We start from the raw sequence: 22,196 nt of genomic DNA, 5'->3' as shown, positions 1-22,196 counted from the left end.
GCTGGGTGGGCGCGGAGAGCCACACGAACGAGCCGCATTGGCTCTCCGCGACCGGGTTGGGTTGGGTTGGGTCAGATCCAGTCGGAGACGTCGTCGACGTCGCTGGCGGTGGTGGATGCCGCGGGCTTGCTGCCGTTGGCAGTGGTGGCCGGCTTCTTGACCGCCGGCTTGCCCTGCTGGGCGGGCAGGGTGACGGTGGGCATGTCGACGTCGGGCAGGTCCAGGGCGGTGGGCACGGTGGCCGGGATCCGCTCGGTCGCCGGGACGGAGTCGTCGATGACGTCGACGAGCGGGGAACTCACCTGGGCGGTGAGGACCTCGCGGCGCTTGATGTCGAAGCGCAGGTAGGCGGCGTTGCCGTCCGAGGCCCGCTCGATCAGCGCGGTCGAGGCGTGGCAGGCGACCGCGATGCGGTCGAGACGGCCCTCCAGGTCGGCCAGGGACAGGCCGGGGCGCAGGTAGACCCAGACCCGCTCACCGACGGGCGTGGGCTTGGCCCACAGGATCAGTGGCAGGCTTCCGGACTGGTTGGCGATGATGAACTGCGCGAAGCACACGCGCAGCCGGTGCCGCACGATCAGGCACCACGTCCAGGCGACCACCGTCCGGCGCGATGCCGGCACAGCGGCCGGGACGCCGACGACCAGGACGACGACGGCCAGGGTGATGGGCATCGGGGTGTGGTTGGCCAGCTGCACCCAGCAGACACCGAGGAACGTGGTGATCCCGATCTCGGGGGTCCACCACCACAGCAGCCGCAGGACCGGCCAGATGCGGACGAGGACCCAGGCGAGGCCGCCGAGGGGAACCCCGATGAGCGCGCCGACGATGACGGCGAGGATGGGGTGGATGTAGGAAGCGGCCACCACGGCCGACAGAAGGCCGACGATGACCGCCGTGAGGATGAACGCCAACCGGGCGTTGCGTGCCGAGGACCGGTGAACCTTGGCCTCGATCACCGTGATCGTGTTGTTCGACCTGCCGCCGAACGGGCGGCGGGGGCTAGACTTGGACACGACGAGTCCTCCCAATCGCGAGTTGGGTCGGATGAGTTGGAGGGCACGGGGTCGGCAGATGTAGGAGTCGGACCGACCCCGCGCCAGCTCTTGCGGGGTTGCCACCACCACGACGTGGTGACCGGGCCGGGAGCACAGGAGTCGGAACCACTCCCGGACCGTTTCTTCACTTGTCGTTGTCAGCGGACCTCAGGCCGCTTCACGCGCGGATGCGCGTCAGACACCAGAAGCTCACGCAGCACAGATGGATCGAGGGACTACTTCGCCGCCGAGGTGCCAGCCTTCGGCTTCAGCGTGATCGCACGGAACGCGACGCCGTTGCGCCCGTTGGTCGCCCACGGGATGGCCTCCAACTGCTCGACCGCGACGAGCTGCCCCACCGTCACGTTCGGCTTCTCTCCCGCCGTGGTGATGGTGATGATCTCGCCGCCGGTCTCGTCGAGCACGAAGACCTGGGTCGACCACATGAGCCGGCCGGTGTTCTTCTCCGACCGCTGGTTGCCGTTCTGGTCGTTCTTCGGCTCCGGGTCCTTCGTCACCTGGACCTGCTTGCTCGCGGTGTCCACGTACAGCTTCATTTCTGCTCCTAAGGGAGAGGGCTTGTCGCCCCGGGTGTCCATCACCCGTGCATTCATGAAACTCCGCCGCCGCTCATCTCGGGAGACTGACGGCACGGGTCGCGAGAGACTGCGCATGGCAGATGGTGACGGGGGATGACTCATGCCTTGCATTGAGTGTGGAGAATGGTGCATGGTGAAGCGGGCAGACTCTTAAGCTGGCCACCGAATCGGGGATGAGGCATGACGCCACTACGGCAGGCTCGACAAGTGCGCGGCTGGTCAAAAGCGCGCCTAGCCCATGAGCTTGAGCGTCGAGCGGAGGGCCGGCACGCCCTCGCTACGCGCACGAGTCTATTGCGGATGATCTCGGCGTGGGAGAGCGGCGAACGGGATGCCTCTGATCCATACCGTTCCTTGTTGTGCGAGGCCTACGGAGAAGGCGCTGACCAACTCGGCCTGAGCGGAGGGACCGACCGGGCGCGCTCAGACGTCGGCCTCGCCTACATCGCCTCGCTCGGTCAGTCCGCGTCCACGCTCGGCGATCTGTCACGCTTCGACGAGATGAAGCACACGGCGGTTGTCGCCGGCAAATACGCGCCGGATGCGCTGAACGCGGCGTGCTTAGATTGGCTCTTCGGCGGTGCGGTCATGGATTTGCCAAGCGAAGGCAAGCAGGTTGCGCCTGAAGATGTAGAAGAAATTCGGACCATGACAGGCATGTTCGACGGGCTCGATCGCAGATTCGGTGGAGAGCACTGTCGGATGATGGCGGTTCGATACCTACGAGATCGAGTGCTGCCTCAAGTTCGGGCACCGAAGCCTGAGAAGTTGGAGCGTGAGGTATTCAGCGCAACGGCTGTGCTGTGCGAACTGATTGGATGGATGGCCTACGACACGTCGCGCCACTCGCTTGCGCAACGCTATTTCACGCAGGCACTACGTTTCGCCGAAGCCGCCGGCGATCGGGCTTACGCCTCGTACGTTCTGACGAGCATGGCCGATCAAGCGCTGTACCTGGGGCGATCGGCGCAGGCGCTCCGGCTCGCCCAGGTCGCACGTGACGTAAGTCTTCGCGCAGGCGTCCCGGTCGTAGTGGCGGAAGCCTCCATCTTTGAAGCGCGGGCCTACGCCGTCCAAGGTGACGAAGCCGGATGCAGGGTTGCGCTGAGCAGAGCTGAGGAGAGCTTCCACCGCATCGTGCCTCAGGAAGGACCCGACTGGGCGAAGCATTGGGGCGACGTGCTCTTCGCCAGTCACACCGGTACCTGCTGGATCGACCTGGGCCGGCCGAAGCAGGCACGCCCCCTCATGCAGTCCGTCTGGGACAGCGGCAAGGACCAGGCGCGGCGCCGGGTGTACGCCGCTTCCCAGCTGGCGCGCGTGGCGCTGCTCGACGGCGACATCGAGGAAGCCACCGCCCTCGGCACCACAGCCATCGAATCAGCCAGCGGTCTCACCTCGCACCGGTCACACCAGCAGCTCAAGCAGCTCCGGCAGAAGTTCGTTCCCCATGCCCGTCACGCATCCGTCGAGGAGTTCAAACAGCGTGCTGACGTCCTCCTGGCAAGCTGAGGCACCCATCACGCTCGTCGGCGCGGTTCAGTACGGTGATGCTGTGACGCTGGCCGACGACCTCGCCGCCGAGGGCGAACCGGAACGCGAATTCAATCCCGGCATCGCTCAGCGACTACCGCGGAAGCGGGTGGCAGGCGGGGCGCTGATCCGCGACCGAGCCGGACGAATCCTGTTCGTTGTCCCCGGCTACAAGCCCTTCCTCGACATACCCGGAGGGATCGCCGACGGCGACGAGTCACCCTTGGCCGCTTGCCGCCGCGAGATCCGGGAAGAGATTGGACTAGACCTCCCGATCAGCAGGCTTCTGGTGGTCGACTGGATCCCAGCACACGGCGTCTGGTCGGACGGACTGATGTTCATCTTCGACGGCGGACAGCTCGACGACGACCAGGCCGAGGCCCTCAGGCCTACCGACGATGAGCTAACCGGCCTCCGGCTTCTCCCCTACGAAGAGGCCATACCTCACCTGCGCCCCTCAATGGCACGACGAGTCGAGTCGGCCCTCTCCGCTCTAGCCGAGGGCCAGCCCCGCTACACCGAATTCGGCCGCTCCTAGTCCTAGCCGGCCGGCCGCCGGCGATGCGTTCAAAGTTTCTGTACGTCTTCAAGGCGGCCCTGAACGGGCCGCACGCGCCGCCGCCTGGGCGCGCGTCCGTCGCTCCGCTGGCGCTCCGACTCCGGCCACGCAACACGCCCGGCGGCTGGCGCGGAAGCGGGAAGCCCAAGGGGCCGCCGCAGAACGACAGGAGCGTTGACCGGGGCGGTGGTGGGCCGGCAGCCGGCCGGGCCGCGCGGCCACGAGCCCGCGCGGCGTAGGGGAGCGCACGCCGGCCGCGTCGGCGAACTGGCGGCGGTCGCGGCGTTGCGGTTACCGCGCCTCCGGCGGGGGCGCTCCGGCTCCAGGATGGCCGGGGCTGCGTCGGCGGGTCGCGGTCCGTGGGTGGTTGCGCTAGGCCATCCCGTCTGCCATCGACCCGGGCAAGCCGAGCAGACCACCGCCCGACCCGCCAGCGTCCGAACGTGCGTCAAGGCCGTCTTGACATGGCGGGCCGGGCGGCGGCCCGCTCCCCAGGAAGGGCGGGTCGACGGCAGACGGGATGGCAGGGCGAGGTGGTAAGGCGGTGTCACACTGCCACCGTGTCCGAATTCTGGTCTGGCGTGGCAAGTGGTCTGATCGGCGCTATTATTGGCGGTCTTTTTACTGCCGCAGGCGTCAGGGTTCAAGTCAAGGCATCTTTGCAGGCGGCCCAACTGCAGGTTAATGCCATGATCGAACAGCAGTCGATAAGCGCCGTACTCTCGATGAGGCAGTGGGCCGTAATGCAGGTAACCGCCGGTCTTGAAGCTGTCAAGACTGAAGTGGAAGCCCTGTATCAGTCGCATGAACATCCAGAGCGTGAGGCCGCAGACGGCGCGCGCTGTCGCGGGCATGACTTCCGCCGCGACGCACTTAACTATGCGCGGAATTGGCGACGTCAGTTGAACCATTCCCTGGCGGCCTACGGCGGATATCTGAATCGAGAATCGATTGCCACGGTCGATAGAGTGTTCGAGTACTTGCCGGCCGAGAATTCCGTCGATCGGATGGCCGGGAGCCTAAAAGGGGATTGCCTCTATTCGTTCTGGCTTGATCGTCTCGATGATCTCCTCTTGGAGGCTATGGATGAGATCCCGTACAGGATGGGACTCTCTAACCAGGTGCCAAGTCACGTCAGGTCCTAGCCTCCGAGGCGTTGAAGAGTGGATCTAGGAGTTGTCCCGGGATTTCTTGAACGATTCAATTTGGTCACCGATAAGGTAGACCTGAGACAAAAGCGCTACAGTGAACCTGATTGCACTTTCGGCGTCGCTGTAGGTTGTGGCGTAGTTGGTGTGGGCGACTTTATTTGTGAGCTGCAGGATTGACTTCCCCCACCGCATCAAGTCGTCATTAATTAATTTCCGGCCATTCAGGAATGCAAGTCCAGCGCTGGGCGCAGAATCGCCGTTGATTCCCTTATCGACGCAGACTACTTCCACAGCCCACCTTGTCAGGACTAGGCATGTCCTGTACTCCGATTCCCTCATGGCCCCCCACATGCTGCCGACGGCATCCAGCACGTTGGCGGGCACGCATTCTTGGAAGATGGAAATCAGTGCCTCATACTGGGCTGGCACCTGGATGCTGACGAATCCTGAAGACGATGCGGAAGGTCTCCTTCTCGACTCTTCCGCGAGTAGGACTTCCTGATAGAGCTTCCTGAAATGCTCTATGTCTCCGTTGCACAAACGCACAAAGCGCTCCACGAGATCCCACTTGGGGAGGCTTGCCCCGGTTTCTGCGGCACTAATAGAAGAAGGGCTATACCGGGCTTGCTGAGCAACTGAACGGAGCGAAACCCCCTCTTTCTTCCTTAGAGTTCGAAGCGCTTGACCGAACGCGATCCTTGCGGAATCAGCGCTATCTGATGTGCGATTTCCGGGACGACGTAAATCGGAGAGATCTGCGGCGGCAATCACCCCTTTCTGGCGCAGGGAAGCTCGCACTCGACGGGCGACCGCTGGCTCTACGCGAGTGACTGAAGACTTGAATGGGATGCCAATGTCTGTCAGTTCGCCCTTAACGACCTCCTCTTCGACGCCGAGATTGAAAGCGAGGTCGGAGATGGTGAGCGAGTCCCAGTAGACGGGCAAATCCGAAAAATAACTATTATTCATGAAGCACCTAGGGCGTTGCAGGGAGAGTGTTCGGTGATGTACGGTGTGTTCGCCGAACAGTCAGTACGGCGTCGTGAGCGTCGTCGTACTCGGCCTGTCCTCCGATGAAAGGTGTCCCAGCTGTGCTGGTCGACGTGCGCTGGATCATGCTGGTCGTAGTCTTCATGCTCGTGCTCCTGATGGTGCGCCGGCGCAAGGAGTGGGCGGAGCCTCTGCTGGTAGCAACCGCCGTGGCCACGTTCCTGATCACCATCTTGTTCTTTATTGCCGCGCCGCTGGGTGTTCCGTCTTAGCTGCTGTCGACCGAACGGACCGAACAGCACCGAACACATGGTACAGCGGCGTCTGCGGTAAGCCCGTCGGAAGCCCTGCTCATGCAGTGCGTGGTCGCGTTCAGCGGCACGCCGCGAGGCAGCAAGGAAGCAGCGCGAGCCCCGGTGCGGGTCGACTTCGTACCGGAGTCGACGGTGGGGGGTACGTGCTTGTCGATGTGGATCACTACCGCGCGACTGTGGCTGACAGCCTATGGCCGCATCCCCCCGACGGGGGTCGTCCCTTTCCGGGCTGCGCGTTGCGCCGCCGAGTGGCGGACGAACTGGTCACCCGCTCAGGGAACGGCACCTGGGTGCGGCTGCCCCCCGGACGAAGCGCCCAGAACTTACGAGCGAGCGGTGCGATGGCCGCTGTCATCGGTCGACGCCGGAGCGTTGAGCCAGGTAGCGAGGCGGGCGGGCCAGTCCTCGTCACCGAAGTCGGCGCCGACCAGGAGATCACGCCAATCGTCTCGGGCCAGACGTGAAGCATGATCGAGTTTGTCGAGTCGGCCGTGGGCGAGGCGCACCACCGCTGCGAACATCCGTTCTGGATCCTGACGAGAATCGGTGATCAGCCGATCGAGGCTGTGCAGCCTGGCCACGACCACGTCGGCGTGGCGGGGGAAGTCGCTGTCGATGCGGCGTCGTAGTCGAGGCGAGATGTCCGGCATCGATGGAGCCTACGTAGCCGCCAGGTCGAGCCGGTACCGCCAGAAGGCGACCGCACGACCCGCCGCACCGGTCTGGCTGTCAGGTGAGACGTCACCGACGATCCACGACCGGCCTCCGACGCCGCGCAGTGGTGGATCCCTGTGATCCCGGTCGGGGTCTGTCACATCGTGGCGTGCTGTCTCGACCTGTGGGTGCACGGTCCGCCGACACCAGGGAGAGGCACCCATGTTCGCCGCGTATGTCACGGTCACCGTCGTCGCCGCCGTCCTCACCGGGTCCGCGGCCGTGACCTACCTGGTCGGTCACCCGTACCCGAAGGCCCAGTTGGACATGAAGCGCCTGCCCCACTCGTGGGCGCCGGTGCTGGGCACGCTGCTCGCGGCGGGTTCGTCGGGGTTGCTGGCCGGGTTCGCCGTGCCGCTGCTGGGCACGCTCGCCGCCGTCGGCCTGGTGCTCTACTTCGTCGGCGCGTTCGTCGCCCACCTGCGGGTGGGCTCCCGCCAACTCGTCGGACCGGCCGTGTTCCTCGCCGTCTCGGTGGCTGCCCTGGCCCTGGGCCTCGGTCACCGCGGCCCGTGGTGATCCGCCGCGCCAGGTGGCAACGGTGGTGGAGCGCGACCGGATGACCCGGCCGGTCGTCAGCGGACCACGGCGCGCAGCGTCTCCCGCGCGGGTTCGAAGCAGACCAGGGCCCGCCCGCGCTCGTCGGTCACCACCCACGGATGCCCCACGTACGTCTGCTGCCGGTGGGTCTGCCCCGCCTGGAGCACCGCGTACCGGCGGCGTTGGCCGTCGTAGTCGAGCCAGTACACGACGACGGGCGCCGTCCGGGCGTTGACGAAGTCGACGAAGGTCTCCGGCCCGCCGCCGCTGGAGCGGAGGGTGGACTCGCGGGACGCCGGGAGCGGGGTGAGTTCACCGGGCCGGGGCGCGGGCGGCCGGGCGCTGGTGACCGACGGCCTCGGCGTCGGCGGGCGGCCGGTCGGGGTGGTGCGGCGGGGTGGTGCCGGCGGCCGGGTCGGCAGCGCGGCGCGGGTGGAGAGCGACACCGGCGCCGGCGAGTACGAGTCGGTCGGCAGCTCGGCCGCCGACGTGGGGTGCTCCGGGGACGCCAGGATCGCCTCGCCGCCGATCGGCGGGGGCAGGTCGGGGCGGCGGGGCATGGCGAAGAAGGTGAGCGCCCCGGCCAGCACCACGACCACGATGCCGACCGCCACGGAGGCGCGCGTGGCCGGCGACAGGTCCCGCAGCCAGGCATCCCTGTCGGCCGGCCGCGCTGCCCGGGCGTGACGCCGGGTGGGCGGGGTTCCGGTGCCGTGCGGTGGATCGGTCATGGCCTCGATTCCACGAGCCGGTGCCGTCCGTGTCGCGGCAGGGGGATCCGATTATGCGCGACGGGCGAGGGCGGACGTCAATGGCTGGCGGTGCCACCCGCCCTGTCCGGTGGGTCCGGGTGGACCGACCGCCCGGCCAGCGCTTTCGGACGATCGCCGCCGTCGGGTCGCGCGCCCGTCCTTAACAGATCCACTCGTTCGGCGCGGTCTGTCCACAACCACTTTCGTCATCCACAGGGGAGCGCCGGCGGGAGGCGCCGGCCCGTCCGGGTGGGCAGGCTCCTGCACGGCACGTCCGAGTCCGACCGATGGAGGCCGCCATGCCGCCCCGCACCCCGCTCCCGCCGTACCGTCGCCTGCCCCTGCTCGTGACGGCCGACGGTGACCTGCTCGACGAACTGCTGCGGCTCGCGGCCGCCGGCGGCACCGAGGTCGAGCTGGCGGCCGACCCGGCCGCCGCGCGGGCCCGGTGGGCGCCGGCCCCGCTGGTGCTGGTCGGCGCCGACCAGGCGGCGGCCTGCCTGCGGGCGCGCCTCCCGCGCCGCCCCCGCACGGTCCTGGTCGGTCGCGCGGGGCAGCTCGACCCGGGTACGGAGCTGGCCGAGCTGCTCGGCGCCGAACACGTGGCGACCCTGCCCGCGGCGGAGCCGTGGCTGGTCGACCGGCTCGCCGAGTGTGCGGTCGGGCCGGCCGGGGCGGCTCCGGGACGGGTGGTGGCGGTGCTGGGCGGGCGTGGCGGTGCCGGGGCGAGTGTGCTCGCCGGCGGGCTGGCCGTCAGCGCCGCCCGGGCTCGGCTGCGCACCCTCCTGGTCGACGCCGACCCGTTGGGCGGCGGGCTCGACCTGGTGCTCGGGTGGGAGCAGCTCGACGGGCTGCGTTGGCCCGAGCTGGCCGGCGCCGACGGTCGGGTCGACCCACCGTCACTGGTCCGCGCCCTACCGAGCCGGGGCGACCTGGTGGTGCTCTCGTGGGATCGGGGCGATCTGCGGCACCTGCCGGCCGAGGCGATGGCCGCCACGGTCGACGCCGGCCGGCGCGGGCGCGACATGGTGGTGCTCGACCTGCCCCGGCACCTGGACGACGCGGCCGTGATCGCCCTCCAGGCCGCCGACCGCGCGTTCCTGGTGGTCCCGGCGGAGCTGCGGGCCACCGCCGCCGCGGCCCGGGTGGCCGCCGCGGCGACCCCGCACTGCGCCGACCTGGCGGTGATCGTGCGCGGTCCGGCGCCGGGCCGGCTACGCGCGGCCGAGGTGTCCCGCGCACTCGGTCTGCCCCTGGCCGGCACGCTGCGGCCCGAGCCCGGTCTCTGCCGAGGGCTGGAACGGGGCGAGGCGCCGGGCGCCACCGGCAAGGGCCCGCTCGCCGCGCTGTGCCAGCGGCTCGTCGACGAGCTGACCGGCCGGTCCGAGGCGGGTGCGGCGTGACCGGGCCTGCCCGCCCGGCGGAGCTGGCGGTCCGTGTCCGGCACCGGTTCGTCGCCGAGGACGCCCCGGTCACCGCCGCCGCGGTCGTCTCGGCCGTACGCGCCGAGCCGTCCGCCGGTGTGCTCGGCGACACCAGCCTGCTGCGGATCGCCGACCGGGTGCACGACGACCTCGTCGGCGCCGGCCCGCTGGCGCCGCTGCTGGCCGACCCGGAGGTCACCGACGTGCTGGTGAACGGCGTCCGGGTCTGGGTCGACCGCGGGCGAGGGCTGCACCAGGTGGCCGTGCCGCTCGGCACCGTCGACGACGTACGCCGACTGGCGCAGCGGCTGACCTCGGCCGCCGGTCGCCGGCTGGACGACGCCTCGCCCTTCGCCGACGCGCGGCTGCCCGACGGCACCCGGCTGCACGCGGTGCTGCCGCCGGTGGCGACCGACGGTCCCTACCTCTCGCTGCGGACCTTCCGTCAGCGACCGTTCACCCTGGACGAACTGGTCGCCCGGGGCACCGTGCCGCGTCCGGTCGCCCCGCTGCTCGACGCCGTGGTCGCCGCCCGGCTGGCCTACCTGGTCACCGGCGGCACCGGCTCGGGCAAGACCACGCTGCTCAACACGCTGCTCGGGCTGGTGCCCGGCACCGAACGGATCGTGCTGGTGGAGGACGCCGCCGAGCTCCGGCCGGTGCATCCGCACGTGATCGGCCTCCAGGCGCGCACCACCAACGTGGAGGGCGTCGGGGCGGTCGGGCTGGGCGACCTGGTCCGGCAGGCGCTCCGGATGCGACCGGACCGGCTGGTGGTCGGCGAGTGCCGAGGCGCCGAGGTGGTCGACCTGCTGGCCGCGTTGAACACCGGCCACGACGGCGGGGCGGGAACGCTGCACGCCAACGCCCCGGCGGACGTGCCGGCGCGGCTGGAGGCGCTGGGCATGCTCGGCGGGCTGCCCCGGGTGGCGTTGCACGCCCAGGTCGCGGCCGCCCTCCAGGTCGTCCTCCAGGTACGCCGGACCGCCGAGGGTCGGGTGCTCGACTCGATCGGCCTGCTCCTGCCCGAGGGGCCCGACCGGGTGGTCACCGTCGTACCGGCCTGGATCCGGGGGCGGGGCCTCGGTCTGGCCGCCCGGTCCCTCGGCAACCTGTTGCGCGAGCGGGGTGTGTCCGTGCCGCCGGTCCTCCGCGTCGCGTGGCCCGGCTCGGCGGGCCCGTCGTGACCGGCGGGCTCTGGCTGGTGGTCGTGCTCCTGGCCGGCGCCGCGGCGACCGTCGCCTGGCCGGCCCGTACCGGCCGGATCCGGCGACGCGCGATCCTCGGCCTGCGGCCCGGCCCCAGATGTCCGCCGGCCGGCAACCGCACCCCACCGGTGGTCGCCCGGGCTGCTGGCGCGCGTGGCCGCCGCCCGGCCACCGACCCGCACGCTTCGGGATCCGGCCCCGGTCCGACACCCGTCCGGTGGCCGTTCGGTCCGGCGCTCCCCGCCCGGCACGCGTTGCCGGTGGCGGCGCTGCTCGGCGGTGGGACCGGGATGCTGCTCGGCGGTCCGGTGGCCGCACTGGTACTGGCCGCCTACGGCACGCTCGCGGCCCGGGCGGTGTTGCGGCGGCGCACCCGCCGGGCGGCCGGCCTCGTGCACCGCCGCGATCTCGACCGGCTCGGCGCGGCCGCCGCCGACCTGCGGGCCGGCCTGCCCGTCGACGGGGTGCTCGACGACGGTGCCGGGCGCACCGCCCGTCTCGCCCGGGCCGCCGTGCGGCTGGCCGACCGCACCGGAGCGCCTCTGGCCGACCTGCTCGAACGCGTCGAGGCCGACGCCCGCGCGGCCGACCGGGGCCTGGCGTCGGCGGCGGCACAGGCGGCCGGCGCCCGGGCGACGGCGTGGCTGCTCGCCGCGCTGCCGCTCGGCGGGATCGGTCTCGGCTACGCGATCGGCGTCGACCCGGTGGCGGTGCTCCTGCACACCCCGGTGGGCGGTGGCAGCGCCGTGGCGGCGGTCGTGCTCCAGATCGGTGGGCTCCTCTGGGCGGAGCGGCTCGGTGCGGGGCCCGGGCGGGCGGCCTGATGGCCCGCCAGGCGGTCGCCGCTCTCTGTCTCGTGGGCGCCGCGTCGTTCCTCGTCGTGGCCGGGCCGGTCGTCCGGCCGGTCCGGCGGCTGCGCCGGCTCGCACCCGCTCCGGTGCGGGCCCGCCCGGCCTGGTGGCCGGACCGGGTCCGCTGGGCCGCGATCCTGGCCGGGGTGGCGATGTCCGTCGTCGTCGGCGGCGTGGCGGGCCTGGCCGCCGGGTCCCTGGCCGGCGTCGCCGCCGACCGCCTGCTGCACCGGATCGAGCCGCGCGCGGCGCGGGAGCGGCGCCTGCGCGAGGTCGCCGACCTGCCGCTCGCCGCCGACCTGCTGGCCGCCGCGCTTCGCGCCGGCGCACCCGTCGACCGTTCGGCGCTCGCGGTGGCGGAGGCGCTCGGCGGGCCGCTCGCCGACCGGCTGGGCCGGGTGGGCCGCACGATCGGCCTGGGCGGTACGGCGACCGAGGCCTGGGCACACCTGCGCACGGTCGTCGGCGCGGAGGGCCTGGTCCAGGCGGCGATCCGCTCCTCGAACAGCGGCGCCGCGCTGGCCGGCGCGCTCACCCGCCTCGCCGACGACCTGCGGGCCGAGCGGTCCACCGCCGCCGAGGCGGCGGCCCGCCGCGCGGGTGTGCTCATCGTGCTGCCGCTCGGGCTGTGCTTCCTGCCCGCCTTCATTCTCGCCGGTCTGGTGCCGGTGATCGTCGCCGTCCTCGGCGACGTGCTCTGAACCATCGAGAAAGGACGTACGAGATGCGCAAGCTCCTCGCCCGACTGCGGGGCGACGCCGGCATGAACACCGCGGAGTACGCCGTGGGGACGCTCGCCGCGGTCGCCTTCGCCGGGATCCTGTTGAAGGTGCTCACTTCGGGGAACGTGCAGTCCGCGTTGACCGCCGTCATCGACCGGGCCCTGAAGTGACCGGACGCCGGTGGGCCGGCCGGCGGCGCGGTCGGCGTGCGGCTGCTCCGACGTCCCCGTCGGGCGACGTCGCGGTGCCGGGCCCCGGCCCGGCCGGTCGACGACGCTCGCGCGAGCGCGGATCGTTCACCGCCGAGCTGGCGGCCGGCCTGCCGGCGTTGATGCTCCTCCTCCTCGCCGGGCTCACCGCGGTCGACGCGGTCACCACCCGGGCGGCATGTCTCGACGCGGCCCGGGAGGCGGCGCTCGCCGCCGCGCGCGGCGGGTCCGGGTCGGCCGCCGGCGCCCGGTACGCCCCCGCCGGTGCGGAGGTGGCGGTGAGCGTGGCCGACGACCGGGTGACCGCGTCCGTCCGGGTACCGGTGCGGACGTTCGGGGCGCGGCTGCCCGGGTTGACGGTGTCCGGTGTCGCGGTGGCCGCCGTGGAGCCCGGGCTTCCCGGGCCCGTGCCGTGAGATCGCGGAGGCGGTCGTCGGCGTCCCGGCGGGCGTCGGACGAGCGGGGCGGCGCGACGGTGTGCCTGCTCGCGATCGGCCTGGTGTTCGTGCTCGTCGGGCTGTTCGGGGCCGGGCTCGGCGCCGCCCGGTGCGCCCGCCACCAGGCCCGCGTCGCGGCCGACTTCGGCGCACTCGCGGGGGCCGTCCGGGTGCTCGACGGTGTCGACGCCGCCTGTGCGCGGGCTGCCGCGCTGGTCTCGGCCAACGGCGGTCGGCTGGCCGGGTGCCGGGTCGACGGCCTCGACCTTGTCGTCACGGCCCAGGTGCGGGTGGCGCCGCTGCCGGGGCTGGCCCGCGTCGCCACCGCCACGTCGCGGGCGGGCCCGGTCCAGGCCGACGGGGGGTGAGACCAGCTCGGCCGGCGGCGCGGGTGACGGCCTCGCGCCGCCGGCCGGTGGAGGGGTCAGCGGGACTGGAGCGCGTCCAGGCCGATTGCCATGGCGATGACCAGACGACGGTCGATCTGCGGGTGCTGGATGTCGACGACGTACCGGTCACGCAGGCCCCACTTCTTGTCGACCGAGAACACCGGCTGACCGCCGGCCACGAAGTCGAAGTGGTAGGGCAGCCAGGAGAGCGAGTCGACGAAGCGGCGCAGCAGCGCCACCGGCAGGCTGCGCTCCTGACCGGTCGCGGGCGGCAGGCCGGGCTGCTCGACGTGCCAGGTGGACCGCAGCAGCGACTGGGCGAAGTCCTTGCGGAACAGGCCGATCGGGGTGCCGGCGTGATCGGTCACGTCGTAGGTGGCGCCGAGGTCGAGCCGCTGGCGGGCCTTGAAGCCGAGGAGGGGGTACTGCTTGGTGTCGTCGGTGTAGATGGTCACCTGCTCCTTGAAGGCGAGCCGCTTCTGCTGCGCGAACGCGAGCAGCCCACCCTCGGAGCCGTCCGGTGCCACAGCGTGCACCTCGTACTGGTTGACCATCATCCGGATCCGCTGACGGACGATGAACCGGTGCTGGGCCTGCAGGTTGTCGAGCGACATCTGATCTCCTTCGAGGGGTCGCCGGAGTCTCGCACAGCACGGCGACCACCGCCCGCCCGCACGTCGTCACGCCCGCCCGCACGTCGACGCGTCCGCCCGCCCGTACGTCGACGCGTCCGCCCGCCCGTACGTCGACGCGTCCGTGCGCCCGCCCGTACGTCGACGCGCCCGTCCGCGCGGTCGTCCCGGGCTGTGCGCTCCGGCGGGTCGGCGCTGCCGACCGTGCCGGGGCCGCCGGTTCGGCGAGCGGGCGGACGCGGGTCAGCGCCCGTCGACCGTGGCTTTCATGGCCCAGCTGTTCAGCACCTGGTGGATGCCGCGCAGGCGTTCGTTGATCTGTTCCAGCCGCTCCGCCTGGGCCAGGTTCGCCAGCGCCGTGCCCAGCGCGATCTGCTGGTCCGGGGTGAGGTTCTCCTGGTCGATGGTGTAGAGCAGCTCGACGGTCTCGGCGATCGTGTCGGCCACGGCGGCACCTCCGGCGGGACGGGTCTGGTTTCTCGGCGCTACCGGAATGATGCATGGAAGCGCTCCCATGCATCAATGCCCCGACACCGCCGCGGTCATGCACGCGTCCCACCCACCAGACACGGACGAGCCCCGTCCCTCATGATCGACACCGGTACGGGGATCCGGCGGGATCAGCGGCCTGTCGATATCGCCATCTCCCCGAGATGGCGGCCGGAGGTCAGGCGAACCGGTCAGTCCGGCGAGCCGGGCCCGGTGGGAGCGGGGTGGACCGTCCGTTCGCCCTGGCGAGGCAGCGAGTCGGCCCGCCCTGGGCATGGACCGTCGGACCGCTCACCCGCACCGCCGGCGGCAGCCCCGGTCGCACCGCCGGCGGCAGCCCCGGTCGCACCGCCGTCCGTTGCCGTGCCGGCGGCAGCGCCGGTCGCACCGCCGGTGGCAACCCCGGTCGCACCGCCGTCCGTCGCCGTGCCGGCCGCCTCGCCGTCTGCCGCATCGCCGGCACCGGGCCCGTCCCCGCCGGCCGTGGCGAGGTTGGCGAGCACCACGTCGAGGGCCTTGACCGCCTCCGGCTTGGCCAGCGGGTTGTTGCCGTTGCCGCACTTCGGGGACTGGACGCAGGACGGGCAGCCGGTCTCGCACCCGCACTCGACGATCGCGTCCCGGGTGGCGCGCAGCCAGGCGGCGGCCGTCCCGTAGGCCCGCTCGGCGAACCCCGCCCCGCCCGGGTGTCCGTCGTAGACGAAGACGGTCGGCGCCTCGGTGTCCGGGTGCAGCGCCGTGGAGAGGCCGCCGATGTCCCACCGGTCGCAGGTCGCCATCAGTGGCAGCAGGCCGATCGCGGCGTGCTCGGCGGCGTGCAGCGCGCCCGGTACGTCAGCCGCCTCCACACCGGCTGCCGCCAGCGACCCGGGGGAGAGCGTGAACCAGACCGCGACGGTGCGCAGCTCCCGCGCGGGCAGGTCCAGCGGGCGGGTGTCGATGACCTCGCCGGTGGTGATGCGTCGCCGCTGGTAGGACACCACCTGGCTGGTCACGTCCACCTCGCCGAGGAACAGCCCGACCGGGCCGGCGTCGACGTACGAGCGGACCGAGACCACGGACAGTGAGGTGACGTCGCGGGCGTGGGTGGACCAGTCCGGCTCCTCGGCGTGCACGAGCGCGCACCCGTCGGCCAGGTCGAGGGAGTCGACCACGTAGGAGACGCCCTGGTGCAGGTAGACGGCGCCGGTGTGCAGCAGGAAGTGCGCGGACCCGCCGTCGACGGTGCCGAGCAGCCGGCCGGTGGACTCCTCCACCACGCACACCGGGGCGCCGCCCTCACCGCGCAGGTCGACCTCGGGGCGTTCGCGGTGCCGCCAGTACCAGCCGGTGGGCCGCTGCCGCAGCGCGCCCGCCTCGACCAGCGAGTCCACCGCCTCCTTCGCGCCCTCGCCGAACAGGTCCAGGTCGGCCGGGGTGAGCGGGGCCTCGTGCGCGGCGCAGGCGAGCTGCGGCGCGAGCACGTACGGGTTGGCCGGGTCGAGCACTGTCGCCTCGACCGGCCGCCCGAACAACGCCTCCGGGTGGTGCACCAGGTAGGTGTCCAGCGGGTCGTCCCGGGCCACCAGCACCGCCAGGGCCTCGTCCCCGGAACGCCCGGCCCGGCCGGCCTGCTGCCAGAGCGACGCCCGGGTGCCCGGCCAGCCGCAGATCAGCACCGCGTCCAGCCCGACCAGGTCGACGCCGAGTTCGAGCGCGTTGGTGGAGGCGAGGCCGAGCAGGTCGCCGTGCAGCAGCGCCCGTTCCAGCTCGCGGCGTTCCTCGCGCAGGTAGCCGGCCCGGTAGGCGGCCACCCGGCCACCCAGCCCGGGCACCGCCTCGTCGAGCGACCGCCGGGCGTTCGCGGCGACCACCTCGGCGCCCCGGCGGGACCGGACGAATGCGAGTGTGCGTACCCCCTCGACGACGCTGTCGGCGAGCAGGTCGGCGGTTTCCCGCAACGCGGAGCGGCGGACCTGGACGAGGTCGGCGTCGACGGACGGGTCGGTGGGCGGCAGCAGCGGCGGTTCCCAGAGCGCGAACGTCACCCCGCCGCGCGGCGACGTGTCCTCGGTGACGGCGGTGACGGGCAGACCGGTGAGCCGCCCGGCCGCCGTCGCCGGGTCACCCGACGTCGCCGAGGCCAGGAGAAAGACGGGGGTACGCCCGAAGCGGGCGCACTGCCGCCGCAGCCGCCGCAGCACATGGGCGACGTGGGAGCCGAAGACGCCCCGGTAGGTGTGGCACTCGTCGACCACCACGTACGCGAGGCGGCGCAGGAAGCCGGACCAGTGCGCGTGCCCGGGCAGGATGCCGTGGTGCAGCATGTCCGGGTTGGTCAGCACGAACCGGGAGTGCCGGCGGATCCACTCCCGTTCGGCGCGTGGCGTGTCCCCGTCGTAGGTGGCGGGGCGTACCCCCTCCAGCTCCAGGCCGGCGACGGCGCGCAGCTGGTCGGCGGCGAGCGCCTTGGTGGGGGCCAGGTAGAGCACGGTGGCGCGCGGGTCGGCGAGCAGGGTGCCGAGCGCCGGCAACTGGTAGGCCAGGGACTTGCCGGACGCCGTGCCGGTGGCGACCACGACGTGCTGGCCCGCGTACGCCAGCTCGGCGGCCTCGGCCTGGTGCCGCCACGGGGCGGCGACGCCGCGGCGCGCGAACGCCGCCCGCAGCTCCTCGGGCGCCCAGCCGGGCCACCCGACCGGCTCGCCCGCGCGGGCCGGCACCCGCTCGACGTGGGTGACCGGGTCGGTGGCGTGCCGCAGCCGCAACCGGTGCAGCAGCTCGGCCGGCGCGCGCCGGGGGCCGGGCCTGTCGTCGGTCACGTCCTGCACTCTCGCACTGGTGTTCGGAATTGGGAACCGCAGGGTGGGGGTATGGGGAGGGCCTCGACCGGTGACCCGAGAGGTCGCACGGCGGGGATGGTTAGATGCCCAGGAGAGTTTACCGAGGAGGGGCCGATGGAGCTGTCGCTGGCGACCCGCACCGTGGGGGAGCACACGGTGCTCGAGGTCGGCGGTGAGGTGGATGTCTACACCGCCCCCCGCCTGCGGGAACGACTCCTGGAGCTGATCGACGGCGGGGCCCACCGCGTCGTCGTGGACCTGGGTCGGGTCGACTTCCTCGACTCGACCGGGCTCGGCGTGCTGGTCGGCGCGTTGAAGCGGCTGCGCGCGGCCGGCGGCTCGTTCGCCCTGGTCTGCGACAAGGAGCCGCTGCTCAAGATTTTCCGGATCACCGCCCTGGACCAGGTCTTCCCGTTGCACCCGACGGTCGACGCGGCCATCGCCGCCGACACCACCGGCGCGTGATGGCGACCGTCAAGCTGTCCTTCTCCCCGGCCCCGGTGCACGTGCGCACCGCCCGTCTGGTCGGCGTCGCGGTGGCCCGGCGGGCCGGCGTGCGCGAGGACCTGCTCGACGAGGTGCGCCTGGCCATCGGTGAGGCGTGCACCCGGGCGGTGGCGCTGCACCGGCAGTACGGGCTGGCCGAGCCGGTCTACGTGGAGATGTCCGACGGCGGCGGCTACTCGGTGCGGGTGGTGGACCGGGCCCCGATCGAGGCGGGCCTCGGGCTGGCCGCGCTCGGCCCGGACGAGCTGGCGAAGGAGTCGCTCAGCGAGGACGCGCTCACCACCGGGGTGGGCTTCGCCCTGCTCGCCGGTTTCGTGGAGGACCTCCAGGTCCGCCCGGTCGACGACGGTGTCGGCACCGAGGTCCGGATGTCCTGGCCGGCCGGCCGCGCCTGACCCGTTCCACTCGCAGGCCGCGTTCCCCGACGGGGAGCGCGGCCTCGTCGTGTCGACCGCCCTATATATCAGATTTCCTCGTATAACACAGTTACGAAGATCATCGAGACACGGTGCCCCCTCGGTGTGACCCTCACCACGCCGGAGGGCTACAGTACCCGGGTTGTCAGCAAGTGATCGCTGCCCGCAGCCAGCGGAAACGGGTGGATGGCGCGCGCTGGCGAGTTCGCATCCAGGCGTCGGCCCGTGCGTCTCCACGAGCCGGCGCGAGTGTTCGGTACAGGAGGACATAGATGTCCGGGACCTTGGCCGCCGACGGCGGCGCCCTGTCCCTTACCGGAGCCAACGTGACGTACGTCGTCATCGCCGCGGTCATCGCGCTGGTGGCGCTCGTCTTCGCGGCCGCCCTCACCAGGGCGGTCCTGGCGGCCGGTACGGGAACCACCAACATGCAGGAGATCTCCGGGGCGGTGCAGGAGGGCGCGTCCGCGTACCTGCTGCGGCAGTTCCGCACCCTGGCGATCTTCGTGGTGATCGCCGTCGTGCTGCTCTTCCTGCTGCCGGTGCACGACACCGACGGCAACGAGACCCTGGTGAAGATCGGCCGGTCGGCGTTCTTCGTGGTGGGTGCGCTGTTCAGCGCGTTCATCGGCGGCGCCGGCATGTGGCTGGCCACCCGGGCCAACCTGCGGGTCGCCGCGGCCGCCCGGGAGCGCGAAGGCGGGCGCGAGGGCGCCATGAAGATCGCGTTCCGCACCGGCGGCGTGGTCGGCTTCCTCACCGTCGGCCTCGGCCTGTTCGGCGCGGCGCTGGTCGTCATCCTGTTCCGGGGTGACGCCCCCACCGTGCTGGAGGGCTTCGGCTTCGGCGCCGCGCTGCTGGCCATGTTCATGCGGGTCGGCGGCGGCATCTTCACCAAGGCCGCCGACGTCGGCGCCGACCTGGTCGGCAAGGTCGAGCAGGGCATCCCGGAGGACGACCCGCGCAACGCCGCCACCATCGCCGACAACGTGGGCGACAACGTCGGCGACTGCGCCGGCATGGCCGCCGACCTGTTCGAGTCGTACGCGGTCACGCTGGTCGCCGCGCTGATCCTGGGCCGCGCCGCGTTCGGCGAGGACGGCCTGGTCTTCCCGCTGATCATCTCCACCATCGGCGTGCTGGTCGCGATCGTCGGCGTCTTCATCACCCGGCTGCGCACCAGCGACCGCAACGGCCTGACCGCGATCAACCGGGCCTTCTACCTCTCCGCGGTGATCTCCGCGGTGCTGGTGGCGATCGCCGCGTTCGCGTACCTGCCGGCGACGTTCGGCGAGCTGGAGGGCGGGCTGACCGACGTCGACCGCAACCCGCGGCTGGTGGCCATCGGCGCGGTCGTGATCGGCATCGTGCTGGCCGCCGCGATCCAGGCGCTGACCGGCTACTTCACCGAGACCAACCGGCGCCCGGTGCAGGACATCGGCAAGAGCTCGCAGACCGGCGCGGCCACCGTCATCCTCGCCGGCATCAGCATCGGCCTGGAGTCGGCGGTCTACTCCGCGCTGCTCATCGGCGCCGGCGTGTTCGGCGCGTTCCTGCTCGGCGGCAGCTCCATCACGCTCTCGCTGTTCGCGGTCGCGCTGGCCGGCACCGGCCTGCTCACCACCGTCGGCGTCATCGTGGCCATGGACACGTTCGGCCCGATCTCCGACAACGCGCAGGGCGTGGCCGAGATGTCCGGCGACATCGACGAGCACGGCGCGCGGACGCTGACCGAGCTGGACGCGGTCGGCAACACCACCAAGGCGATCACCAAGGGCATCGCGATCGCCACCGCGGTGCTGGCCGCGACCGCGCTGTTCGGCTCCTACACCGACACCCTGCGGACCTCGTACGCGGACGCGGGTGTGGGCGACGTCGGCACCGAGATCCTCAACGCGCTGAACGTGGCCAACCCGCGCAACCTGGTCGGTCTCATCATCGGCGCCGCGGTGGTCTTCCTCTTCTCCGGCCTGGCCATCAACGCGGTGTCCCGCTCGGCCGGCGCCGTGGTGATGGAGGTACGGCGGCAGTTCCGCGAGCTGCCCGGCATCATGGACCGCACCCAGCGGCCCGAGTACGGCAAGGTCGTGGACATCTGCACCCGGGACGCGCAGCGCGAGCTGATGACCCCCGGCCTGCTGGCCATCCTGGCCCCGATCGCGGTCGGCTTCGGCCTCGGCCCGGGCGCGCTGGCCTCCTACCTGGCCGGCGCGATCGGCGCGGGCACGCTGATGGCGGTGTTCCTGGCCAACTCCGGTGGCGCCTGGGACAACGGCAAGAAGCTGGTCGAGGACGGCGCGTACGGCGGCAAGGGCTCCGAGGCGCACGCCGCCACGGTCATCGGCGACACCGTCGGCGACCCGTTCAAGGACACCGCCGGCCCGGCGATCAACCCGCTGATCAAGGTGATGAACCTGGTCTCGCTGCTGATCGCCCCGGCCGTGGTGGCCTGGAGCGTGGGCGAGGACAAGAACCCCGCGCTGCGCATCACGATCGCCGTGGTGGCCGCGCTGATCATCGCCGCGGCGGTGGTGTTCAGCAAGCGCAAGGGCGTCGCCATGGACAACTCCGACAGCGGTGCGGGCACCCCGGACCAGCGCCCGGAGACGGTCAACGCTTGAGTGACGCGACGGTTCCCGGTCGGCCCCGGCCGGCCGGGAACCTCGTCGTCCGGTGGTCCCGTGCACGAAACCTGACCGGTGGCGGTTCCTCCCGGAGGTCGTACGCTGCAACGCATGCGTACGCGCCGGGCGGCAACCGCCGGAAAGCTCACGGTGGTCCTGGCCACGCTGGTCCTCGTCGTCGCCGGGTGCGGTGGTCCCAGCCCGCGTGCCTGGGCGGCGTCGGTCTGCCAGGCGCTCACCCCCTGGCGGGCGGAGATCTCCAAGCTCACCAGCAGCACCCAGCAGCAGATGACCGCGCAGACCACGCCGGCGCAGGCCAGGGAGAACCTGGTCCGGCTGTTCGCCGGCGCCGAACAGGCCAGCGAGACGGCCCGGCGCAAGGTCGAGGAGGCGGGCGTGCCGGAGGTCGAGCACGGCGACGAGGTGTCGGCCGGGTTCCGCGGCTCGCTGAGCAAGATGCGGGACGCGTACGGGCGGGCCCGGGACACCATCGACGGGCTCGACACCGCCCAGGCCGGTCCGTTCTACGACGGCGTGCGCGCCGCCGTGGACACGCTGAACAAGGAGTACGACGCGAGCGCGCTGGACACCAGCAAGCTCAACTCGCCCGAACTGAAAGAGGCCTTCGACGAGGTCCCGGAGTGTCGCTGACCCCTCCCACCCCGAACCCGGCCCGCCAGCCCTCGCTCTTCTCCACCGAGGCGGCCGACCCCGCGCTGGCGGATCTCGCCGGCCTGCTCGCCGGGCCGGGCGAGGTGGTGCGGATGGGCGGCACCGCCCGGATCTCCGTGGTGGTGGACGCCGCCTGGCGGGTGCACGTGCTGGTGGCCGAGCTGGGCGCGCGGGGCGTGCCGGCGAGCTGGGAGCCGACCGGGGACGGCCGGCACCGGGTGCGCACCGCGTACTCGACCACGCTGGCGCCGCTCGCGCGGGCCTGGCTGCGCGGTGCGGCGAAGCGGCCGCCGGCCCGGTTCCACCTGGACGGGCGGCGGCTGCGGCTCTGGGCGGCGGCGGCCGGGACGGCCGAACCGGCCGGGTTCCGGCTCCGGCTCGGCCCGGACGACGAGCCCTGCTGGCCGCCGGTGCGGGCGGCGCTGGCGGCGGTCGGGCTGCCGGCCGCGTTCGTCGAACCGGGCGAGGGCGGGCCCGCGTACCGGATCGGGGGACGGCGGGTGAACCGGCTCGCGGAGCTGGTCGGGGAGCGTCCGCCGGCCGCGCCGGCGGCCGAGTGGCCGGGCCCGCACGCCTGATCCACCGGCGCAACCCCACCGGCTGTC

At 72.1% G+C, this 22,196-nt stretch carries 24 protein-coding genes and 1 pseudogene; 17 read left to right on the top strand and 8 right to left on the bottom strand.

Annotated features, from left to right (window positions below):
- Positions 1 to 71 precede the first annotated feature (71 nt).
- Both COO58_RS04975 and COO58_RS04970 read right to left on the bottom strand, forming a co-directional pair.
- Entirely contained in the window at positions 72 to 1,016 is a 945-nt protein-coding gene (locus tag COO58_RS04975) for a hypothetical protein (protein WP_255292524.1), read from the bottom strand.
- Positions 1,017 to 1,273: 257 nt separating this feature from the next.
- Complete coding sequence (locus COO58_RS04970) at positions 1,274 to 1,594, bottom strand: hypothetical protein (RefSeq protein ID WP_091583472.1); 321 nt, start codon at positions 1,592 to 1,594, stop codon at positions 1,274 to 1,276.
- Between the two features lie 342 nt (positions 1,595 to 1,936).
- Between COO58_RS04970 and COO58_RS04965 the strand changes: the two genes are divergently transcribed.
- From COO58_RS04965 to COO58_RS29880, 3 genes are all read left to right on the top strand, one after another.
- A complete protein-coding gene (locus tag COO58_RS04965; protein ID WP_141561859.1) occupies positions 1,937 to 3,148 on the top strand; it encodes a hypothetical protein in 1,212 nt (403 codons plus the stop codon).
- 43 nt (positions 3,149 to 3,191) lie between these two features.
- On the top strand, positions 3,192 to 3,707 hold the full coding sequence (locus COO58_RS04960) for an NUDIX hydrolase (protein WP_098746112.1): 516 nt from the start codon (positions 3,192 to 3,194) through the stop codon (positions 3,705 to 3,707).
- Between the two features lie 581 nt (positions 3,708 to 4,288).
- Positions 4,289 to 4,873, top strand: coding sequence for a hypothetical protein (locus tag COO58_RS29880; protein WP_141561858.1), 585 nt, complete (start codon positions 4,289 to 4,291; stop codon positions 4,871 to 4,873).
- Between the two features lie 24 nt (positions 4,874 to 4,897).
- Here COO58_RS29880 and COO58_RS04955 read toward each other — a convergent pair whose 3' ends face one another.
- Positions 4,898 to 5,824: a helix-turn-helix domain-containing protein gene (locus COO58_RS04955; protein ID WP_176558741.1), complete on the bottom strand. Its 927-nt coding sequence runs from the start codon at positions 5,822 to 5,824 to the stop codon at positions 4,898 to 4,900.
- Between the two features lie 146 nt (positions 5,825 to 5,970).
- Between COO58_RS04955 and COO58_RS30100 the strand changes: the two genes are divergently transcribed.
- Positions 5,971 to 6,141, top strand: coding sequence for a hypothetical protein (locus COO58_RS30100; RefSeq protein ID WP_176558740.1), 171 nt, complete (start codon positions 5,971 to 5,973; stop codon positions 6,139 to 6,141).
- A gap of 365 nt (positions 6,142 to 6,506) precedes the next feature.
- Here the strand turns inward: COO58_RS30100 and COO58_RS29875 are convergent, their stop codons facing one another.
- Positions 6,507 to 6,833: a hypothetical protein gene (locus COO58_RS29875; protein WP_141561857.1), complete on the bottom strand. Its 327-nt coding sequence runs from the start codon at positions 6,831 to 6,833 to the stop codon at positions 6,507 to 6,509.
- 226 nt (positions 6,834 to 7,059) lie between these two features.
- Between COO58_RS29875 and COO58_RS04950 the strand changes: the two genes are divergently transcribed.
- On the top strand, positions 7,060 to 7,416 hold the full coding sequence (locus tag COO58_RS04950; protein ID WP_091583591.1) for a DoxX family protein: 357 nt from the start codon (positions 7,060 to 7,062) through the stop codon (positions 7,414 to 7,416).
- A 56-nt stretch (positions 7,417 to 7,472) separates the two neighbouring features.
- Here COO58_RS04950 and COO58_RS04945 read toward each other — a convergent pair whose 3' ends face one another.
- The gene (locus COO58_RS04945; protein ID WP_091583588.1) at positions 7,473 to 8,168 is read right to left on the bottom strand and encodes a hypothetical protein; all 696 of its coding nucleotides are present in this window, start codon (positions 8,166 to 8,168) and stop codon (positions 7,473 to 7,475) included.
- A 320-nt stretch (positions 8,169 to 8,488) separates the two neighbouring features.
- Between COO58_RS04945 and ssd the strand changes: the two genes are divergently transcribed.
- The 7 genes from ssd to COO58_RS04910 all read left to right on the top strand — a co-directional run bounded on the left by ssd (position 8,489) and on the right by COO58_RS04910 (position 13,408).
- Positions 8,489 to 9,592 carry a septum site-determining protein Ssd gene (gene ssd, locus COO58_RS04940; protein ID WP_098746109.1) on the top strand — a complete coding sequence of 368 codons (1,104 nt, stop codon included), beginning with the start codon at positions 8,489 to 8,491 and terminating at the stop codon, positions 9,590 to 9,592.
- Complete coding sequence (locus tag COO58_RS04935; RefSeq protein WP_091583585.1) at positions 9,589 to 10,800, top strand: TadA family conjugal transfer-associated ATPase; 1,212 nt, start codon at positions 9,589 to 9,591, stop codon at positions 10,798 to 10,800. The genes ssd and COO58_RS04935 overlap by 4 nt, the downstream gene beginning before the upstream one ends.
- Positions 10,797 to 11,645 carry a type II secretion system F family protein gene (locus tag COO58_RS04930; protein ID WP_255292523.1) on the top strand — a complete coding sequence of 283 codons (849 nt, stop codon included), beginning with the start codon at positions 10,797 to 10,799 and terminating at the stop codon, positions 11,643 to 11,645. Before COO58_RS04935 ends, COO58_RS04930 begins: the two co-directional genes overlap by 4 nt.
- Positions 11,645 to 12,373 (top strand): type II secretion system F family protein, encoded by a 729-nt coding sequence (locus COO58_RS04925; protein WP_098743996.1) that lies wholly within the window; start codon positions 11,645 to 11,647, stop codon positions 12,371 to 12,373. Before COO58_RS04930 ends, COO58_RS04925 begins: the two co-directional genes overlap by 1 nt.
- Positions 12,374 to 12,396: 23 nt before the next feature.
- Positions 12,397 to 12,564, top strand: coding sequence for a DUF4244 domain-containing protein (locus COO58_RS04920; RefSeq protein WP_076470820.1), 168 nt, complete (start codon positions 12,397 to 12,399; stop codon positions 12,562 to 12,564).
- 74 nt (positions 12,565 to 12,638) lie between these two features.
- Positions 12,639 to 13,019, top strand: coding sequence for a TadE family type IV pilus minor pilin (locus tag COO58_RS04915; RefSeq protein ID WP_091583579.1), 381 nt, complete (start codon positions 12,639 to 12,641; stop codon positions 13,017 to 13,019).
- On the top strand, positions 13,016 to 13,408 hold the full coding sequence (locus COO58_RS04910) for an Rv3654c family TadE-like protein (RefSeq protein WP_098743994.1): 393 nt from the start codon (positions 13,016 to 13,018) through the stop codon (positions 13,406 to 13,408). Before COO58_RS04915 ends, COO58_RS04910 begins: the two co-directional genes overlap by 4 nt.
- Before the next feature lie 56 nt (positions 13,409 to 13,464).
- On the opposite strand, the gene COO58_RS04905 is transcribed toward COO58_RS04910, so the two are convergent.
- From COO58_RS04905 to COO58_RS04895, 3 genes and pseudogenes are all read right to left on the bottom strand, one after another.
- Positions 13,465 to 14,043 carry a hypothetical protein gene (locus COO58_RS04905; RefSeq protein ID WP_091583573.1) on the bottom strand — a complete coding sequence of 193 codons (579 nt, stop codon included), beginning with the start codon at positions 14,041 to 14,043 and terminating at the stop codon, positions 13,465 to 13,467.
- Positions 14,044 to 14,304: 261 nt separating this feature from the next.
- Positions 14,305 to 14,508, bottom strand: coding sequence for a hypothetical protein (locus COO58_RS04900; RefSeq protein ID WP_091583570.1), 204 nt, complete (start codon positions 14,506 to 14,508; stop codon positions 14,305 to 14,307).
- Positions 14,509 to 15,038: 530 nt separating this feature from the next.
- Positions 15,039 to 17,351, bottom strand: a pseudogene (locus tag COO58_RS04895) (DEAD/DEAH box helicase); the annotation flags it as partial.
- Positions 17,352 to 17,486: 135 nt separating this feature from the next.
- Here COO58_RS04895 and COO58_RS04890 point away from each other — a divergent pair.
- The 5 genes from COO58_RS04890 to COO58_RS04870 all read left to right on the top strand — a co-directional run bounded on the left by COO58_RS04890 (position 17,487) and on the right by COO58_RS04870 (position 22,169).
- Positions 17,487 to 17,837: an STAS domain-containing protein gene (locus COO58_RS04890; protein ID WP_091583567.1), complete on the top strand. Its 351-nt coding sequence runs from the start codon at positions 17,487 to 17,489 to the stop codon at positions 17,835 to 17,837.
- Positions 17,837 to 18,274: an ATP-binding protein gene (locus COO58_RS04885; RefSeq protein ID WP_091583564.1), complete on the top strand. Its 438-nt coding sequence runs from the start codon at positions 17,837 to 17,839 to the stop codon at positions 18,272 to 18,274. Before COO58_RS04890 ends, COO58_RS04885 begins: the two co-directional genes overlap by 1 nt.
- A 293-nt stretch (positions 18,275 to 18,567) precedes the next feature.
- Positions 18,568 to 20,916, top strand: a complete 2,349-nt coding sequence (locus tag COO58_RS04880) for a sodium-translocating pyrophosphatase (protein ID WP_091583561.1) — start codon at positions 18,568 to 18,570, stop codon at positions 20,914 to 20,916.
- A gap of 114 nt (positions 20,917 to 21,030) precedes the next feature.
- On the top strand, positions 21,031 to 21,570 hold the full coding sequence (locus COO58_RS04875) for a hypothetical protein (RefSeq protein ID WP_098743993.1): 540 nt from the start codon (positions 21,031 to 21,033) through the stop codon (positions 21,568 to 21,570).
- Positions 21,561 to 22,169: a hypothetical protein gene (locus tag COO58_RS04870; RefSeq protein ID WP_098743991.1), complete on the top strand. Its 609-nt coding sequence runs from the start codon at positions 21,561 to 21,563 to the stop codon at positions 22,167 to 22,169. The genes COO58_RS04875 and COO58_RS04870 overlap by 10 nt, the downstream gene beginning before the upstream one ends.
- The last annotated feature ends 27 nt before the right edge of the window (positions 22,170 to 22,196 follow it).

Origin of the sequence: Micromonospora sp. WMMA1996, from assembly GCF_002573675.1 — a bacterium.
Taxonomy (GTDB): domain Bacteria; phylum Actinomycetota; class Actinomycetes; order Mycobacteriales; family Micromonosporaceae; genus Micromonospora; species Micromonospora sediminicola.
Note: the sequence above shows the minus strand (reverse complement) of the source record. Positions and strands in the feature narration are given on the sequence as shown.

Bases quoted from the DNA above. Each gene is read 5' to 3' on its own strand.
- COO58_RS04875 (WP_098743993.1), top strand. From the start codon at position 21,031: ATGCGTACGCGCCGGGCGGCAACCGCCGGAAAGCTCACGGTGGTCCTG.
- ssd (WP_098746109.1), top strand. From the start codon at position 8,489: ATGCCGCCCCGCACCCCGCTCCCGCCGTACCGTCGCCTGCCCCTGCTC.
- COO58_RS04920 (WP_076470820.1), top strand. From the start codon at position 12,397: ATGCGCAAGCTCCTCGCCCGACTGCGGGGCGACGCCGGCATGAACACC.
- COO58_RS04945 (WP_091583588.1), bottom strand. From the start codon at position 8,168: ATGACCGATCCACCGCACGGCACCGGAACCCCGCCCACCCGGCGTCAC.
- COO58_RS04970 (WP_091583472.1), bottom strand. From the start codon at position 1,594: ATGAAGCTGTACGTGGACACCGCGAGCAAGCAGGTCCAGGTGACGAAG.
- COO58_RS04890 (WP_091583567.1), top strand. From the start codon at position 17,487: ATGGAGCTGTCGCTGGCGACCCGCACCGTGGGGGAGCACACGGTGCTC.
- COO58_RS04885 (WP_091583564.1), top strand. From the start codon at position 17,837: ATGGCGACCGTCAAGCTGTCCTTCTCCCCGGCCCCGGTGCACGTGCGC.
- COO58_RS29875 (WP_141561857.1), bottom strand. From the start codon at position 6,833: ATGCCGGACATCTCGCCTCGACTACGACGCCGCATCGACAGCGACTTC.
- COO58_RS04925 (WP_098743996.1), top strand. From the start codon at position 11,645: ATGGCCCGCCAGGCGGTCGCCGCTCTCTGTCTCGTGGGCGCCGCGTCG.
- COO58_RS04905 (WP_091583573.1), bottom strand. From the start codon at position 14,043: ATGTCGCTCGACAACCTGCAGGCCCAGCACCGGTTCATCGTCCGTCAG.
- COO58_RS04880 (WP_091583561.1), top strand. From the start codon at position 18,568: ATGTCCGGGACCTTGGCCGCCGACGGCGGCGCCCTGTCCCTTACCGGA.
- COO58_RS04965 (WP_141561859.1), top strand. From the start codon at position 1,937: ATGATCTCGGCGTGGGAGAGCGGCGAACGGGATGCCTCTGATCCATAC.
- COO58_RS04950 (WP_091583591.1), top strand. From the start codon at position 7,060: ATGTTCGCCGCGTATGTCACGGTCACCGTCGTCGCCGCCGTCCTCACC.